1 protein-coding gene is annotated in these 16,711 nt (G+C 55.2%); it reads right to left on the bottom strand.

The features are described from left to right. A partial coding sequence (locus tag ABD971_RS25270; RefSeq protein ID WP_345326667.1) for a beta strand repeat-containing protein occupies positions 1-16,705 on the bottom strand: 16,705 nt, incomplete at its 3' end. Positions 16,706-16,711: the final 6 nt, after the last annotated feature.

Below are 16,711 nucleotides of genomic sequence, written 5' to 3'. Positions count from 1 at the left end.
TCGAGCCTGTCGTTGCGGTCAGATTCACATCGTCCGTCGCGGTGATCGTGGCAACCGTGATATCGCCTGCATCGGCGGTCAACGTGACATCGTCAGTTGCAGTGATCAGCGTTGCCACAATGCCGCCGGTCGTTGTGGTGATGGATACGTCACCATCAGTACCTGCGGCGTTGACGCTAGCCGCCGTGATCGTGCCGGCGGCGGTGATGTTGATGTCGCCGTCGGTTGTTGAAACGTCGGTGAGTGTCAATACTCCGGCACCGTAGAGCCAGATGTCGCCGGCGGTGAGGGATTTGGCGGTGACGATGCTGCCAGTAGCCAACTCGAGTCGGCCTTGTTCGCCTGCGGTCGGAACGCCTGGGAACGGCATACCGCCGATTTCGTCTTTAGCTTTGAGGGTGATTGTTTTGCCAACACCTGGCGCGGAGAGGTCAGCGGTGGCGTCATCTTGCAGGTCGTTGATGCTGCCGCCGGTGCTTTCGACATAGATATTGCCGTTGGTGGCCGTCAGTTGGTCGATATAGATGTCGCCTGTGTCGATGATGTTCAAGTCGCCGACGCCTGCGGTCGCATTGATCGAGTTGACGTTCATTTCAAGGGCGGGGGTTGCGCCTGATCCGGTGGCCTGACCGATGCTGCCCGCGGTTGCGGTTAGCTTTGCTCCACCTAAGCCAGCGTCGATTTCCAGATGAGTGTCGCCGTTGTCGATGATGTCACCGGTCAACGTGGTAACCGTGACCGCTGGGGTCGCCGCGTCGGATTGCGCCGTGCTGGTGGTCTTCAATCCGCCGAGTCTGATGTCGTCAGTCGCAGTCAATTTGATTGTGCCGGTGGTCGCATCGATCAGTGCGCCATCGGTCATGTCGATCGCACCGTTGGTGGCGGTGATGTCGACGGCGGCATCGGTGGTGACGTCGCCGTCGGTTCCGAAACTGACGTTGTTATTTGCCAGCAGCGTCACGGTTCCGCTGGTGGAATCGATCGAGTCATTGACGGTGATGTTCTTGTCGGTCGCCCCCGTCGTGTTGGCTGTCAACGAAATCGCGCCGGTGGTTGAACTGATGCCTAGCATCGAAGCCGCGACCGTGATCGAACCGTTGGTCGTGACAACGTCGACGGCACCGCCGTCCTGATCAATCTGATTGATGATCAGGCCGTTGGACTCGACGATCTTGATGTCGCCGCTCGTGCTATTCGTGGCCCACAGTCGGTTGATGTTGGTTTCGATTGCATTTCCGTGTCCGATCCCGGTGACTGCGTTGATCTTCACTCCGCCCGCGGCGGCGATGCTGTCAATTGCAAAATTGCCAGCGTCGATGACCCCCGCTCCTGTGTCAATCGTGACCGCATTGTCCGTCGTATTACCTGTGACAAGACCACCTAGCGTGATGTCACCGATGGCATCCAAATCGATCGTGCCGGCGCCTGTTCCCGTGCCCGCATCAAAGACGGTGGCGTTACTGGTTCCATTGTCTTTCATCAACAGGAAGCCACCCGAGTCGACTTTGACGTTGCCGCCACCGCTGTTGATATCCCCAGCCAGCTCGAAAGTGGCGTTGCCCGCAGAGGTCAGCGTGATGTTGCCGTTGGTCGAGTTGATCGACTGGTTCACGTTTAACGTTCCAGATCCACTCCCCGTGCCGACATTGACCGTGACCGTTCCATTGCCGCCAGCATTGATGATCCCATCGACACCATCAACGGAGTCGACGATCAAATTGCCGAGATTGTTGATGTGGATGTTGCCGGTTGCCACACCAATGTCGTTATGAGCAGCCAATTTATCGACAGTCACGTTGATATCGTTCGTCGCGCCAATACCCTTGCCCGCCTGGATGGCCAAGTTGGTAACGGTGATGTCGACCGTTGCATTGGCACTGCTATCCGCGATCGCACCTTGGGTGATCAGAGATAGGGTTGTGAAACCGGTGCTGTCCTGAGTTACTGGGCCGGCCAAATTGATGTTGCCGGTGTGCGCTGGAACGGTCGAGACTCCTACACTCAAACTTCCCGATGCCCCAATCCGCAGCACCCCGTTGGTCGTGACATTGTTCAGGTCGTCTTGTTCAAGCCCTAAGACGCCGGCAGCATCAGCGGCACCCAGATGGATTGCCGTCGTCGCGTTTAGAGAACGAATGTTGATGTCCGCGCTATCGGCATTGACAGACGCGTTGAGATCCAAGTTGTCCTGAATTAGCGTGATCACACCATCCACATTCGTGTTCGTGCTTCCCTGGCTGAATATCGCAGAGTTGACCGTGATTGCAGTTGACTTCAGCGTTACTGCCCCTCCGTCGGTAGTGATGCCAAGCGTCGTGTCGATGCCGCCGGCCGGAAGGGTCAAACCCGCTGCGGTCCCGCCCCCAACAGGGGTTGCTCCCACGTCATTGAAGGTGAATGTGTTGCCACTGCCGCTGACGACTGCGACTAGGTTGTTAACTTCATTGGCACCATCGAGCGTGACGTTCCCACCGGCGACCAGTTTCAAATTGGGAACGGTGATTGCATTGCTAGTTGCATCTGAAATTGTGCTGGCCGTTTTTAGGATCAGGGTGGCGACTCCTGAGGGTACGATCGTGTCGAAGACGGTGATGGGGCCCGAGGCTCGATTAACCGGCGACGTGTCGTTACGTCCAATTTCCAGAGATCCTGCTGAGATCTGTAGTAGTTCGCTATTCTCGAGTTTGAGACCACTTCCAGATGGCGAACCGAGGATGATTGCTCGATTTGCCGTGCTATTGCGAAGCACCGTTCGGCCTGTACTGGTGATCGTACTGCTGATGGTCATGTCGGCCGCTGTGATAACGATTGCATCGTTATCTGGGTTAGTTGAGATCAGTTTGGCTACAGATCCGCCGGTTAGATCAAAATTACCGCTCGGAACCGAATCCGTGGTGTTCCCATCTGAATCAGCATTCAAACTGATTTTGCCGGCTCCAGCATCCACCGTATTGGTAACGTTGATGTTCCCGGTGGCACTAATGTTAATGTTGCCGCCAGATGACTGAATCGCTTTGTTGACCGACACGGCCCGCGCGATGGTCGTATTAGTGGCTGACAAATTGACCACGCCGCCGTTGGACGTGATTCCACCACCCACATCAACGCTGAGCGAACCGGGATTGGTGACAGTAATCGTACCGCCGGGTGCAGCATTGGTTAGCGAGTTCACGACCATTGTACCGGTGGAATTGCCCGTGATTGAAACATTGCCCGTCGCTCCTCCATTCACTGCGGAAACGGAGGGTGCATCCGTTGACGTGACGGTGATTCCTGTTTTGGCGCCCGTATCAAGGGTGGTGGCACCATTAACCACAGCAACATCTAGCGCACCCAAGCTCGTCGTATTTCCAGCGATCAGCGTCACAGGATTAGCGGTGGTCATCGTAATGTTCTTCAGGCTCACAGCCCCTGTCGCGACGACCGTCACATCGTCATCGGCCGTGATATTGCCGCCAACCGCCGCCGTGACGGTATCGGCGGTGATATCAAGCGTGCCGCCTGCCGTTGTCGTCAGGGCCGCATTGAGTGCCACCGTCTCGGCATTGATAGTCACGTCACCGGCAACAGTGAGTGCTCCGTTGATGATGACGGAGTCAGCGCCGTTGCTGCCGGCGTCCATTCCGATGTTCAATGCACCAGGCAGCGAGATCGCTCCCGAGAAAGTTACGGACTCGGCACCCGTGTTGCCGTTAATCGTTAGCGAATTGCCTGAACCGAGCGAGAAGTTGGTGGATTCGAAACCTGGACCACCCGGATTTGCCGTAATGTTGTAGTTACCCGCAGAAATTTGGGTCACCGTTGCTGATGCGCCTGCGTTAAGCACGAATTCCACGTTGCCGGAACTGCCAATATCGACCGGTTCCAAGTTCTTGAACGTGATCTTGTTTGTGGCGTTCGGTCCAATTTGGATGTTTCCGCCGAAGTCTTTGCCGATGCCCGAATGAGCGTCGAAGGTGATCTTCGTATCCATGCCGCCTGTATTGGTGACGACCAGAGCGTCGTCGCCGCCAGTTCCGCCGTCGACGGTCAAGCCGCCAGCAGGAATCGCGGCGGGGTCAATGGTGAAGGTATCGTCGCCGGTGCCGCCTTCGAGGACCAGATCGGTGACCGAGCTGAGGGAGCGTGAGTCGATGACGTTGCCAGCTTCATCCTGGGTTTGTAGTTCGTTGCCGACTTTGACTAGCTTAAGCTTGTTGTCAACCCCGTCGACGGTGATGTAATTGGTGGGTTTGAACTCCCCATCGATAGTGATTGCAACGTCGTTGCCGTTGCCGCCAGCGAATGTGAAGTGCGCGTCCTTAACCCCACCCACGCCAGTCAATTGGAGTGATAAGTCACTTGAGAGCGTGACGCCACCTAAGCTGACGGTACCGACAGTAGTCGCGGTGGTTCCAGCGTTGTCAATCAGGATAAAACGCTGTCCGGCGGCCAATGAGGCTGCTGTGGTAGCCAGAGCGAGGTTTAATGTCCCGCCACTGAGATTGACGGTGCCGTTGACCTTGACCTGGTTCAGGTTGGTTGGACTGGTGATCGTCGCTTGCAAAGTTGATACGGTTGAAGCTTGTGCCGTCAGATTGCCAGTAACGGTCAGCGGGGTCGTTCCGCTACCAGGGTTCAGCGTTCCGCCCGCCAGGACCAACGATCCGTCAATCGTGCCGGTTCCTGTGAGTTTGGCGGGGGTAATGCCATTGGCACCAAGCGTCAATGCTTGCGATACGTTCGAAGTATTCTCAACTCGTAGTGTGCCGTTGACAGTAGTGGTTTTACCCAACGAGATACCATTGGCATCTTTGACACGAAGCGTGGCACCCTGCTCAACGACAATCGTACCGCCGTTGTTGGAACCACTCGTACTGATATTGATTGCAAAACCGGTGTTGCTTTCACCGTTGCCGATGGTCAAAGTCTGACCGCTCATATTGGCATGAATGGAACCCGTGTTCGCAGAGACCGCTGCGGCGACGGTTCCATATCCAGAAATTAAATCGCCTTCCGCGAGACTGACACCGTTGGCTGCGGTCAACATACCTCCAGCCAATGTAGTGTGCGTACCGAGCAAGACATCATCACTATCATTCAGGGTGACGTGGTAGCTGCCAACGTCGAGACCGCCACCGAGACTGACAGAACCGTCGGATTTGCCCAGCGTGAGGTCACCAATGGCGATGATGTCGCAATCGTCGTCGACGCTGAAGTTGCCGGTAATCTCGCCCTGCAACTTCAACGTCAGTTCCTTGCCAGTGCTGCTGATATTTTCGGTGCTGGAATAGTCTGCCTCGGTGACGACGGTGTAGCCAGCGGGGACAGCATCGATTGCGTCTTGCAAGAGAGTGCCGTTGGCGATCGTGACTTGTTTGACGGCAGTCAGCCTGAACGTTGCGCCCGTCGTTACGTTGTAGATTTCGTCACCGACATTCGCAGCAGCTATCGCCGCAGAGTTGGTCGCATGTTCACTGCCTGCGCCAACGATGCGGACAATCTTGTTATCAAGCAGGAACTTGAGAATTTCCACATTGACAAGCGTGTCCGTGCCATCGGGGCCGCTGACCTGCAACTTCCCGGTGGTGCTGCTCGGGGCAAGCGTGTAGGAACTGCGAAGGCCGCTGAAGATGGCGGTATCAATGTCACCTAAACCATCGATCGAGTCATCACCTGCAAGGCCTTGCAGTTCGTTTGCGGCTTCGGTGCCAGTCAACGTGTCAACACCTGCCGTGCCAGTTGTTTTGGTTTGAACTGTGAAGGTAACCGCGTTGGAGGACACACTTGAACTCGATCCATCGGTCGCCGTGAAAGTGACGGACGACGCGGTCGCTGTGCTTGATGGCGTACCAGAGACCTCTGAGCCAGACAAACTGAGCCCATCTGGAAGCGTTCCAACGACTGTGTAAGTCAACGGATCCCCGCTGTCGATGTCATTGAAGAACGCGGCGAGATTGAGCGAGTAGGCTTCGCCCTTTGTGACTGCTTGCGTGCCAATCGGTCCGTTGAAAGTAGGCGCGTCGTTGACGTTGGCGATCGCGAGCGTGAATGATCGAGCGGTTGGCGTGTTTGAACCATCGGTGGCAGTGACGGTGACAATGTGGGAGCCGACATCGGCGTTGGTCGGAGTGCCGGTGATCAGTCCGGTTGCTGGGGCGATCGACAGGCTGCTCGGCAGCCCGGTCGCAGAGAAAGTCAACGTGTCTCCTGCATCAACGTCCGCAAAGCTACCTGCGGCTTTGGCGTCAAAGCTGTATTCCGTGTCTTCGGTTGCATTTTGAGGGCTACTAATCGCGATCGAGGTAGGGGCGTCGTTGACGTTTTCGATCGTGATTACGAACGTTGTCGACGTCGTCAGTGGCGTCGTCACATTGCCGTCACTGGCGGTAACCGTCACGGTGTGATTGCCGACAAAGTCATTGCCGACGTTGCCGGTAATCAGACCGGCGGTGTTGATGGATAGTCCGGTCGGTAGACCCGTGGCACTGAATGACAGAGTGTCGCCATCGGGGTCGGCGAAGTCGCCGACCGTGGCTGCGTTGAGAGTCACGGATTCGTCTTCGTCGAAAGTTTGGTTGACGATTCCGCTGGTCGTGGGAGCTTCATTAACGTCAGTGACAGTGAGTACGAACGTGGTGAACGTTGCGCGATTGGTCGGGGTCCCATTGTCAGTCGCCGTGACCTTGACGGTGATCGGACCCACATCGGCTTGTGCGATCGGCGTTCCCTTGAGTTCGTTTCCGACAACGGATAACCATCCTGGCAGTGAATTGCCGTCGGACAGCGTCGCGGTATAGGTCAGAGTGTCTCCGGCATCAATGTCCGAGAAGAAGTTCGACAGAGTCAAATTGAACGGTGTGAGTTGAGGGACACTCTGGGCAGGAATCGTTTGAGCAGTAGGTGCATCGTTTACGTTCGCAACCGTCAAATTGAATGTATCACTGACGGACAATCCGAGCGCATCGGTAGCCGTCAAAGTGACGGTGACCGGCGCTGTGGTAACGTCGCTGTTACCAGGAACTCCAGATAGTTTTCCATCGACAATCGAAAGCCACGCAGGGTTTCCCGAGAGCGTGAATGCAAGCGTGTCTCCAATATCCGGATCGCTAAACGCACTCGATAATTGAACGTCCACGGTGGTGCCTTGAGTCGCGTTCAAATCAGCAAGTCCACTACCAACAACGCTCGGCGCTTCATTGACATTCGTTACCGCAAAGGTCAATGGCTTGGTGATTGACAACCCATTGGCATCGGTTGCCGTGACGTTCAAGTTTACGGTCGCTCCTGCTTCGAAGTCCAAAGTAGCAGCTGGTGCCAGGACCAACGCATTGCCGGAGAATTGGAAGCGAGAATCGTCAACAGAGTACGTATGGGTCGCGACAACATTGCCGCTTTGCCCCGCGTCGCCCGCGTCAGTGACCGTTGCTATTCCAAATGAGGTCGAACCTTCGGGGTAGGAAGCCGCAGTGCTGAACGTCAGAGCCGTCGGTGGATAGAAGACTTTACCGTCACTGAATTCGATCGCTTCGATGTTCGTCAGCGTTGTCACAGTGCCGCTGCCGACGACAATTTGGCCTGCTGCATTGGTCGTAATTGGGGTCGTGCTAGACAGGTCCGAGAACACAACGCGGTCGATCCCCGCACCACCGTCAACCACATCACCTAAGCTGGTACCAGGCAGGGTGATGACGTTCTCCGCGGCATCACCTGTGATGGTGTCGGCCGACGTTGTTCCGATGACATTTTCGATACCGTCCAAAGAATCGGTATCATCGTACGTATCCGTTGCAATTCCGGTGCTCAGGTTGACTGTCACGCCGTTGGGGCCGCCATCGATGCTGTAGTCAACCGTATCGTTTCCAGCACCACCGATTAAGATGTCATTGCCTTCTTTGCCAGTGAGCTTGTCGTTACCCCCGAGACCGTCGATTACGTCGACTTTATTTACGACTTCACTTCCTACCATTTGCAGGTCAAGCCCAACCAGCGTGTCATTACCAGCAGTTCCCTTGGAACCAACTACCGACCCAAGCAAGCTGAATTGCGATTCCACGCTTGGGTTCAAATTAGTGGCATTTGTTGCGACTACTGCGGGACCAAAGTCTGCGGCTTGATCAAATGCAGCCCCCGTATCTTCCGCAAAAATTTGTGCAGCCGCTGTATAGTTAAGAAAATCAATGCGAACATCTCCGGATTGATTAGCACCCGAGACAGGTGATACGGGTACTTCAGGTGTTGACGCAATGAGGGAGTTCATCGCTGACTGTATGTCGCCCGTCACATTGGTAACGACTGTCGTCAAGTTTGACTGTTGGTCACCACTCGTTGAGTTATCCACTTCACCGAGCGTGATGTTCGTACGGGCTTCCATCGCATCAATCACAGCACCGATATCCGCTGCCGAAGTGAAGCTAAACGAACCTGTCGTGGCGACACGTCCAGCGATGACTTGACGTACGACGTCGTAGGCGTCATTCACAAGCTCATTCAACGTATATGCTGGCGTGGTAGCTACATTGTCAACCGCGTCAAACGCGTCGGCGATCAAACGAGTCGTATTGCGGATCTGTGACGTGACGGTCGCAACCCGCACAGCATCTTTTGACTCATCAGTACCAAGCGTTGAGCTTGCGACTTCTGTGATCGAGTTGTAGCCCGTTAGATCTGCTGTTGGGTCCGCAAGCGACAAAATTGAAAGCGTTGACTTCAATTCGGTTTGGCTAAATTGAGTGAATGAATCACCCGTTTTACCAACGAGAAGCGTTGTTAGCGGTGAGACCAAGTAGACATCGCGAAAACTGAAAGGCGTAAACAGTTCGCCTACCACCGCGCGGTTGGTCGAAAGGTCTGTCCCTCCAGTTACACCGAATGCCGCATTCGACGCTGGCTCATCATCGAAACCAAAGAAATCATCGAAGTCGTCGTAATCGACTGGCTCACCTTCGGTTACCGCACCACCATTGTCTTCGTAGTATTGAATGAGTGCATCGAACACATCGAGCTCAAATCCACCCCCCGAATCAGTCGGCGCTGAAACTTCTACACCAAAATCAAAGACCCGGTCGTCATCGGCATCAAAGAACCCGGTGGAACCCACGAGGAATCCGTCTGAACCAATCGCACCAAAGACATACTTCACTTCGACGTCAAACGTCGTGGATACTGCCGGTGACTGACCATCTGTTGCATTCACAGTGACTGTCGCCGTCCCGCGATCATCCCGACCTGCTGCAGGACTGAGAGTGACCACACCGGTACTGGCATTGATGCTAGCGTATGTAGGGCTTGATCCGCCCAACGAGTAGGTAAGCGTGTCGCCGTTCGCATCAGAGAAGACTGTCGCAGCGGCAACAGTCTTTGTTTGCGCACTGGTGCGGTTGACCTTTATACTGACATCCGCCAGCGTACCAGTTACGGTCGGTGCCTGGTTCGCCGAGGCGACCGTCATGCTGAACGATCGAGTCAGGCTGAGTGGACTGGAGGCGTTGTCAGTCGCAGTGACAGAAAGGGTAAACGATCCACTTTGAGTGGGTGTGCCACTGATCACGCCCGAAGTCGCGTTGATCGACAAACCGGTCGGAGCGCCCGAAAGTGTGTAATTGAGCACATCGCCCACATCGGGATCACTGAAATAGGCAGACGCGTTGATTGGAGTGATCGAGGCACCTTGGCTGGCCGTTTGGGCTGGGATCGCTCCGACAGCAACGGGGGCGTCGTTGGTGTTTAACACCGTGACGTCAAAAGTTTGGCTACTGCTGGCACCGCTTGGATCCGTCGCGGTCACCTTCACGGCGACGGTTCCAACGTCGCCATTTCGCGGTGTTCCCGAAAGGACGCCCGAAGCGGGATCGATGGTAATCCATGCGGGCAAGGCGGTGCCGTTGTCCTTGGTCGCGGTGAAGGTCAGCGTATCGCCAGCGTCGGCATCTGCAAACTTGCCCGCAACTTTCGCGTCGAAGCTGAACGCTGCGTCTTCGACTGCGCTTTGATCGTCGATCGGGTCGGACGTCGGTGCGTCGTTAACGTCTTGCACAACTAACGAGAAAGTCCGCTGAGTCGTCGCATTGTCGCCATCCGTCGCAGTGACGCGGATTTGCAGCGGAGTGCTGGTAACGTCGGCAGCACCAGGAGTACCGCTGAACACGCCGTCGGAGAAGTTGAGCCATGCAGGCAACGCGGCGCCGCTAGTGCGAGTTGCCGTTAGCGTAAGTTCGTCGCCGGCGTCGATATCACTGAAGTTATTGGTGACAGTTAGATTGAATAGACTTCCTTGAGCTGCTGTTTGATTGGCAATCGCTGTGGAGGTCGGCGGGTTGTTGACGTTTTGCACGGTCAGCTGGAACGACGCCGAGACGCTGGCAGCAGCCGAGTCTGTGGCGGTGACGATCACGTTGTAAACGTTTACGTCAGCGTTAGTAGGCAAGCCTGAGATGACACCGGTGGTCGAGTTAATGCTTAGCGACGCGGGCAGACCGGTGGCCGAGTAGGTAAAACTGTTGGGAACGTCCTGGTCGGCGAACGCCGAGGCGGTTGCCAAGCTGAATGCCGTGTCTTCGCTGGCGGTGACGTCGCTGATACCCGTCGTAGTCGGAGCGTCGTTCTGATTCAGGACGGCAATGGTGAACGATTTGGTCAGACTGAGTCCATCGATATCACCTGTAGCAGTCAGCTGTAGTGTCACCGAAGGTTCGGTCTCGAAGTTCAGCGACTGACCCGGCTTCAACTTAAGCTGTCCGGAAATCACTTCGAAACGAGCGTCGTCGACGGTAACGGTGTGCGTTTCGCCAGCGTCGGTGTCCGAAACGGTCACATCGGCGATGATAGCGGCCGCAGCATTCTCAATGACACTTAGCTGATTCAGCGTGATATTCGATGGTGGCGTGGCAACACCATCGGCAAAAATCAGCAGGTCGATGCCCGAGAGTGTATCGGTTCCGTCGCTGCCAGCGTTGTCGACTACCGTAAAGCTTCGTGAACCCGTTTGAGTGATCGTGTAGTTGGCGCGGTTGCCGTTGTAGCGGGCTGCATTGGTACCTCCTCCGCCGACCAATGTATCATCACCGCCGTAGCCACGGAGCATGTTGTTCTCGGAGCCGCCAGTCAACTGGTTTGCTCCGCTATCACCCTGTAAAGCGACTACGTCATCGGGGCCGGCTAACGAAACATTGATGCCAGAAAAACGCGACGTGTTCGTCAGGTCGACGTTGCCACCTACACCGTCGATGTTGATCGCGGTATCCCAATTCAACGAGTCGGACGCAATATTGAGTCCGTGGATACTCAGCCCATCGATATTGTCGTAATTGAAAATGCCAATCGTTTGCTTTTCGTAAACGCCGCTGATGGTGATATTGGCAAGACTGACATTGCCAATGGGAGTCGTGTCGTTGCGGAATTGGATGGCGTTTTCGGCAGCACCGGTTCCGCGGTCCTGGCCGGTGATGGTCAGGTTGGCCAGCGTGGCATTCCCGCCATACATGAAGAACAATATGTCGCCATCACCCGACGAGCCCGAAGGTTGACCGTTGCCGGTGAAGGTCGAGCCAGTAATGACCACGTTGTCGAGATCAACGGGGCTGTAGTTTCCACCGATTTGCAATCCATTGTACTGGTTTGCAATGAATTCCGAGTTGACGATTTCGAGGGTACCCAAGATCGCATTGTCGTCAAATCGGACGCCGGACGTGGGAGCGTTTTGGAAGGTGATGCTCTCGATACGCACGGTTGCATCAGTTCCCAAGTCTCCCACCAAATGTAATCCCGAACCGCTGGTCGGCTCTACGATCGTTTGACCAGCCCCCACACCAATGATCGTGACTGGTTTGGTGACTGACGCACCGGCGAAGGTACCGCTTCCGAGATTTAGTGTGCCGCCATCGGTGACGAGTACTATCGCTTCATCAATTCGACTGGAGGATCCCGCTTGCGAACCGAGGGCAGTGACGTTCAGCTCAGAAAAATCACCTTGAAAGCCCAGGGTGCCGGTGGCGGTATCCAGACCGCTTGTTAAATACGTCGAGAAATCCACTGAACCTGATGCGGCAATCAGACTCTCATCAGCCGTGCCCCACCAGTTTCCAGCTGCATTGACGACCGGATTCGTGGACGTCACGCCATCGCTGTTCCCAGACAAATCATTATCAAAGATGGTAACGTTGCTGCTGTCGTTGCTATCGTACCCAACTGCAACTGCAGTCGTATTTCCGGTGAGGGTGTTGTTCGTAATGTTCGCCGTTGTTCCGGCGCCAAAGTAAGTGGTAATCAAAATACCTGCGGAAGTTGACCCATCACTTGAGGCCACCCCAAGGTTGCCAGTGATTGTATTGCCTACCACGGAAACAACTGCGCCGGCACTAATATCCAACGCGTAGTCGAGATGATCACCGGCTCCCTTGCCCGTGTAAGTGTTGCCTTCAAATCTCCCGGTAACACTCGCGCCAAAGTACAAGGTGCCAATTCGACCAATATCGACAAAACTCGAGTTCAAAACGTCGACATTAACGTTCGAGCCGAATGCCGCAATTGCGGTTCCTGCGTACGACGGGCCGTCTGCATCGAATTGAATGTCTTTGAATTCGACACTGTCGAACGTTCCTGAACCCAAGTGACGAATCGCTTGCCAAACCTTTTGCCCATTCCCGTCAAAGGTCAGTTCCGAAGCTGAGAAATTGACACCGTTGTTCACCAAGAACCAGCCGCGTGAATCACCAGAACTGCCGGTGCTAAAAGTTGGCTGTAGAACGGTCACCCCCGCACCTGAACCGATCAGCGTGATGCCGTTGGCAACTACTACTTGAGAATCAATGTCGTATGTTCCAGCGGGGATCCTCAGGGTGCTTCCCTCGGGAGCCGCCGTGATCGCTTCACCAACGGTTGCAAAGGTTCCAACGAGATCGCTACCAGAAAAGACCTGAATCGGCTGGGTGAGATCCAGGGTCACGTCGTCTGTGGCAAAATTCAAGACTTCAATGTTGGACAGCGTATCGCTGCCAGTTGCCAGGCTGGAAATTCCCGTGAAGGCAGTGACGCGGCCCGTGCTATCAGTGGTCACCGCCAACGTGTAATCGGCTCGCAATCCAGGATACGCCACTGTGTCTTTGCCGTCGCCGCCATCGATCGTATCATTGCCCGCGTCGCCGCCGAGTACATCATCGCCCGCATTGCCGCTAACGATGTCATCACCGGGCGTAAGAGCATAAATAAGCTCGGCGTCCTCACCACCCGTGAGCACGTTTCCGGAATAGGTGCCCGGGGTTCCGTGGTTGTCGATAAAGATACCGCGACTGCTGCCGGCACCGGTATGATCGAGCGTATTGTTTGTGATGTCGGTGTTTTGGCCGCGTGCACGAATCGCGGTGGCGTAGCGATTAGTAAATCCGGTGAAAGTATTTCCACTGATCGTTGAATCAACCGCATCGATCGTGACCAATGTATTGCCTTGTTCGGAGACACCGTCATCTGAACTAACGCCACCAGCCACTCCGGTCACTTGATTGTTCGAGAAGATGATGTTGTTGGAAGCCTGCGAACCGCCACCTCCATTTCCCATTACGACTAGCTGACGCGGCACGTTATTACCGACGTTGAATTGGGTTCCGAAACCAATTCCGCTCGGTTGTGTACCAGCAAAAGTCTGTCCCGAGAAAATGTTACTATCGACTAGCGTGTTGACGATCGCACCTGCGTATTCCGACATCAACCCAGCGTCTCCATTGGCAACGATATCATTGCCTTGAATGGTGATGTCCGAATTTGACCCTTGAATGTAGACAGCCGCCTTTTCGACCACGCCATTTCCATCGATCCCCACGACTGTGAAGCCGTGATCAATGGCGCCAATCGTTACATTGTCGATTGCAGGTTTAATATGGATCGCGCCAAGTTCGCTTCCCGACGGAACTCCCTCGATCGTAGTCACCTCGCGGCCTCCGCTGGAAAGCAGTGTCACCGATTGATCGATCGTAACATTCTCGACGTACGTTCCTGCCGCAACGTGCACAGTCCCTTCGGCATCCACTGCCTGGGCGGCACGACGAATCGAACCGGTGCCCACGCCGCCTGAAGATGTCGAGGTTACAAAGGCTTGTCCGTCAAGAATCTCCGCAAAACCTTTGAATGCTCCGAAGGTTTCCCCATGAGTCGAATGTAATTCATCAACAAAGTGCAAGATCCGGTTCTCGACGGCGAAGGCCTGATCGGTCGTCAGCGATGTTGCCGGCGTGTCTGTTCCCTCGATCCTCCAACGAGTGCTCGTGGCGTCGGCACGTAGGAATGCAAATGCGTTATCAGGGGCAAACTCCAAATCATTGACGCCGCTGCCTCCAACACCTCGGAATAGGGTATTACCGAGATTGACAGTCTTGGGCGTTGCAACCGTGCCAGTACCAACACCGTCGAATCGCAATGCAGATCCCCACCCGCCGGTGATTTCAGAGGTCCCGCCACCAAGCTCAATTCCACTGAAAGACAGACCGGACACATCGCTATATCGCTGAATGCCGATCATCTGAGTGCGGTATTTGCCCGAGACATCAATATTAGTCAAATCGATGGTGCCAGAGGCGACAACGCCAGTGCCGTCCTGCTGGCCGACACCACGGAACTGGATTCCAAGCTGAGCGCCAGCGTTTCCGATACGATTGCCAACCAGGTTCAGGTTGCTGAGCGTGGCATTGTTGTTGTAGCCGTAGAACTGAATGTCACCTTGGCCGCCGCTGCCGTTGATACCGTTATTGGCAAAGTCGAGATTGGTGAGGGTTACCGAATTGACGATTGCGGATGCCGAAGGGTCGCTGCCGCTGTACGCTGATGCGCCAACGTAGAAACCTTGGCTCCTAAAATTTTCCACCGAGCCGTTATCCAAGCTGACGGAGGAGACATTGGCATTGCCGTCAATGCGCAGCCCGATATTGGCTGTACTTTGACCATCCAGGTTAACATTACTGATCGCAACAACCGCGTCCGTAGGAAAGCTTGTTCCTGTGACGTTGACAACGTTGCCGGAACTAGCCTGAATCTTTGTTGTTGCGTTCCCCTCAACATCCGTCGCTCCGACGATAATCACCGGTTTGCTGATGACGAGGTTTTCGGTGAACGTGCCCGCTGCGACCGTGATGGTATCGCCAGGGGCTGCGTTATCGATCGCTGACTGGATCGTTGCGTAGACTGAGTCGTCGGCAGTGTTGGTGACCGACGGCGCATACTCATTGACCCATGAACCTCCGGTGTAGAAATAGCGAGCCTGTTCTCCCGCGACCATCTGGGAAGCCAGATAGCTTTTCAGTTGGGCTTCGCTCAGATCGGCCCCCGTATAGTAACCCTGCAGCTTGTACAGACGGCGCTCAACACCCGAGTCGGGCAGTGGATTGTCGTTATGGAAAGCTTGGGTGTAGTTCTGGGCGTTAATCGTCGGTAGTACGGTGCCGGAGGACGCCTGAAAACCAAACATCACGCCGTTTTGGTTGTTGAATCCTGCGCGCTGCCGCTGCGGCGTGAAATCGAAATCGACATTGTCAATGCTGACAGACGTGTTGCCGCTTTGCAGGTAGAAGCCGAATACATTTCCGCCAACGAGCTTGATATCACTGTTGATAAGCGTGACCTCGCCTCCCGGTTGGACTCCAAAACCGACCAAATTCGCATCAACAAGTCCAACTTGGTCAATGTTTAGATTGTCCGCCGTTAGCTCACTGCCAGTACCTCGCAGTCCGACAACGATCTTTTCACCGGTCGCCCCATTCGATGACAACGACGACCATTTTGCCGAACTATCGCCGGTGATTCCGCTGATAGTCAGATCATTCACGACCACCTTGGCGCCGCCTTCGATGTCAAGTCCGCCATCGATCGTTGCACCATTGCCTTGAATCGTCAGGTCCTTGGCATCAATCGTCACCCGAGAACCGTCGTGATCAAAGTTTGCAGCGAGATGGATCGTGCCGCCTGAGGGGATGTTGTCGATGGCGTGCTGTAGGCTTTCTCCGGAAGCGACGTTGACGGACATCTCGTACGAGATCGTCACAGCATCATCAGCGGTGAAGGAGGTCGCTCCTGTGGCGCCTTCCATTACGCTAAACGTTTGGCCGTGGGTGATTTGGGCGGAAGGCGTGAACGTCCACGAGCCAAGGCCATCACTAGCATTTCCATCGCTTGCATCATTACCAACGTCAACAAATGTCTCGATGCCATCAACGTAAACTGTTGATCCTGCAGTCGCTGTTCCTGTAATGGTCGGTGTCAAATCGTTTGTCGACGCCGTGTCCGCGGTTACCCCTGCGATATCGGCAAAGTCTTCGCTTTCACCGATTCCTGTAATGTCCGCGGCCAGTAGTTCACGCCGCTCGAGCGTTTCTACGGTGACTCCGGATTGCTGCGTGCTGGCGAATCGAGGACGACGTCGGCGGTCCGTTTTGCGTTCAAAACTAAACAACCACGGCAACATCGCGGTGTAGGGAACCGCAGGACGCTTTTCGATTCGCACGATGAACGGTGGATCGGTAATCATCCGCACAATCGCCATCAGACCCAAGCCGATCTTGGCTAGCCAAGCACCGCGAAAGGCTTCGCGGAAACGCTCGAGTCGAGCCGCCCGCTTCTCGGCCCATGATTGCCGCCGTGATTCGAGTCGGTCGGACCAACGGCGAACCCGCTGACGCAGTTTTTCGACGCGAGAAAGACGATTGAGGCTTGTACCCGAGAGATTGGAATTGCGGCGAAGGGACATGGTGAG

Origin of the sequence: Novipirellula rosea (assembly GCF_039541335.1) — a bacterium.
Taxonomy (GTDB): Bacteria; Planctomycetota; Planctomycetia; order Pirellulales; family Pirellulaceae; genus Novipirellula; species Novipirellula rosea.
The sequence above is the reverse complement of the archived record's forward strand: the minus strand, read 5'-3'. Positions and strand labels throughout refer to the sequence as shown.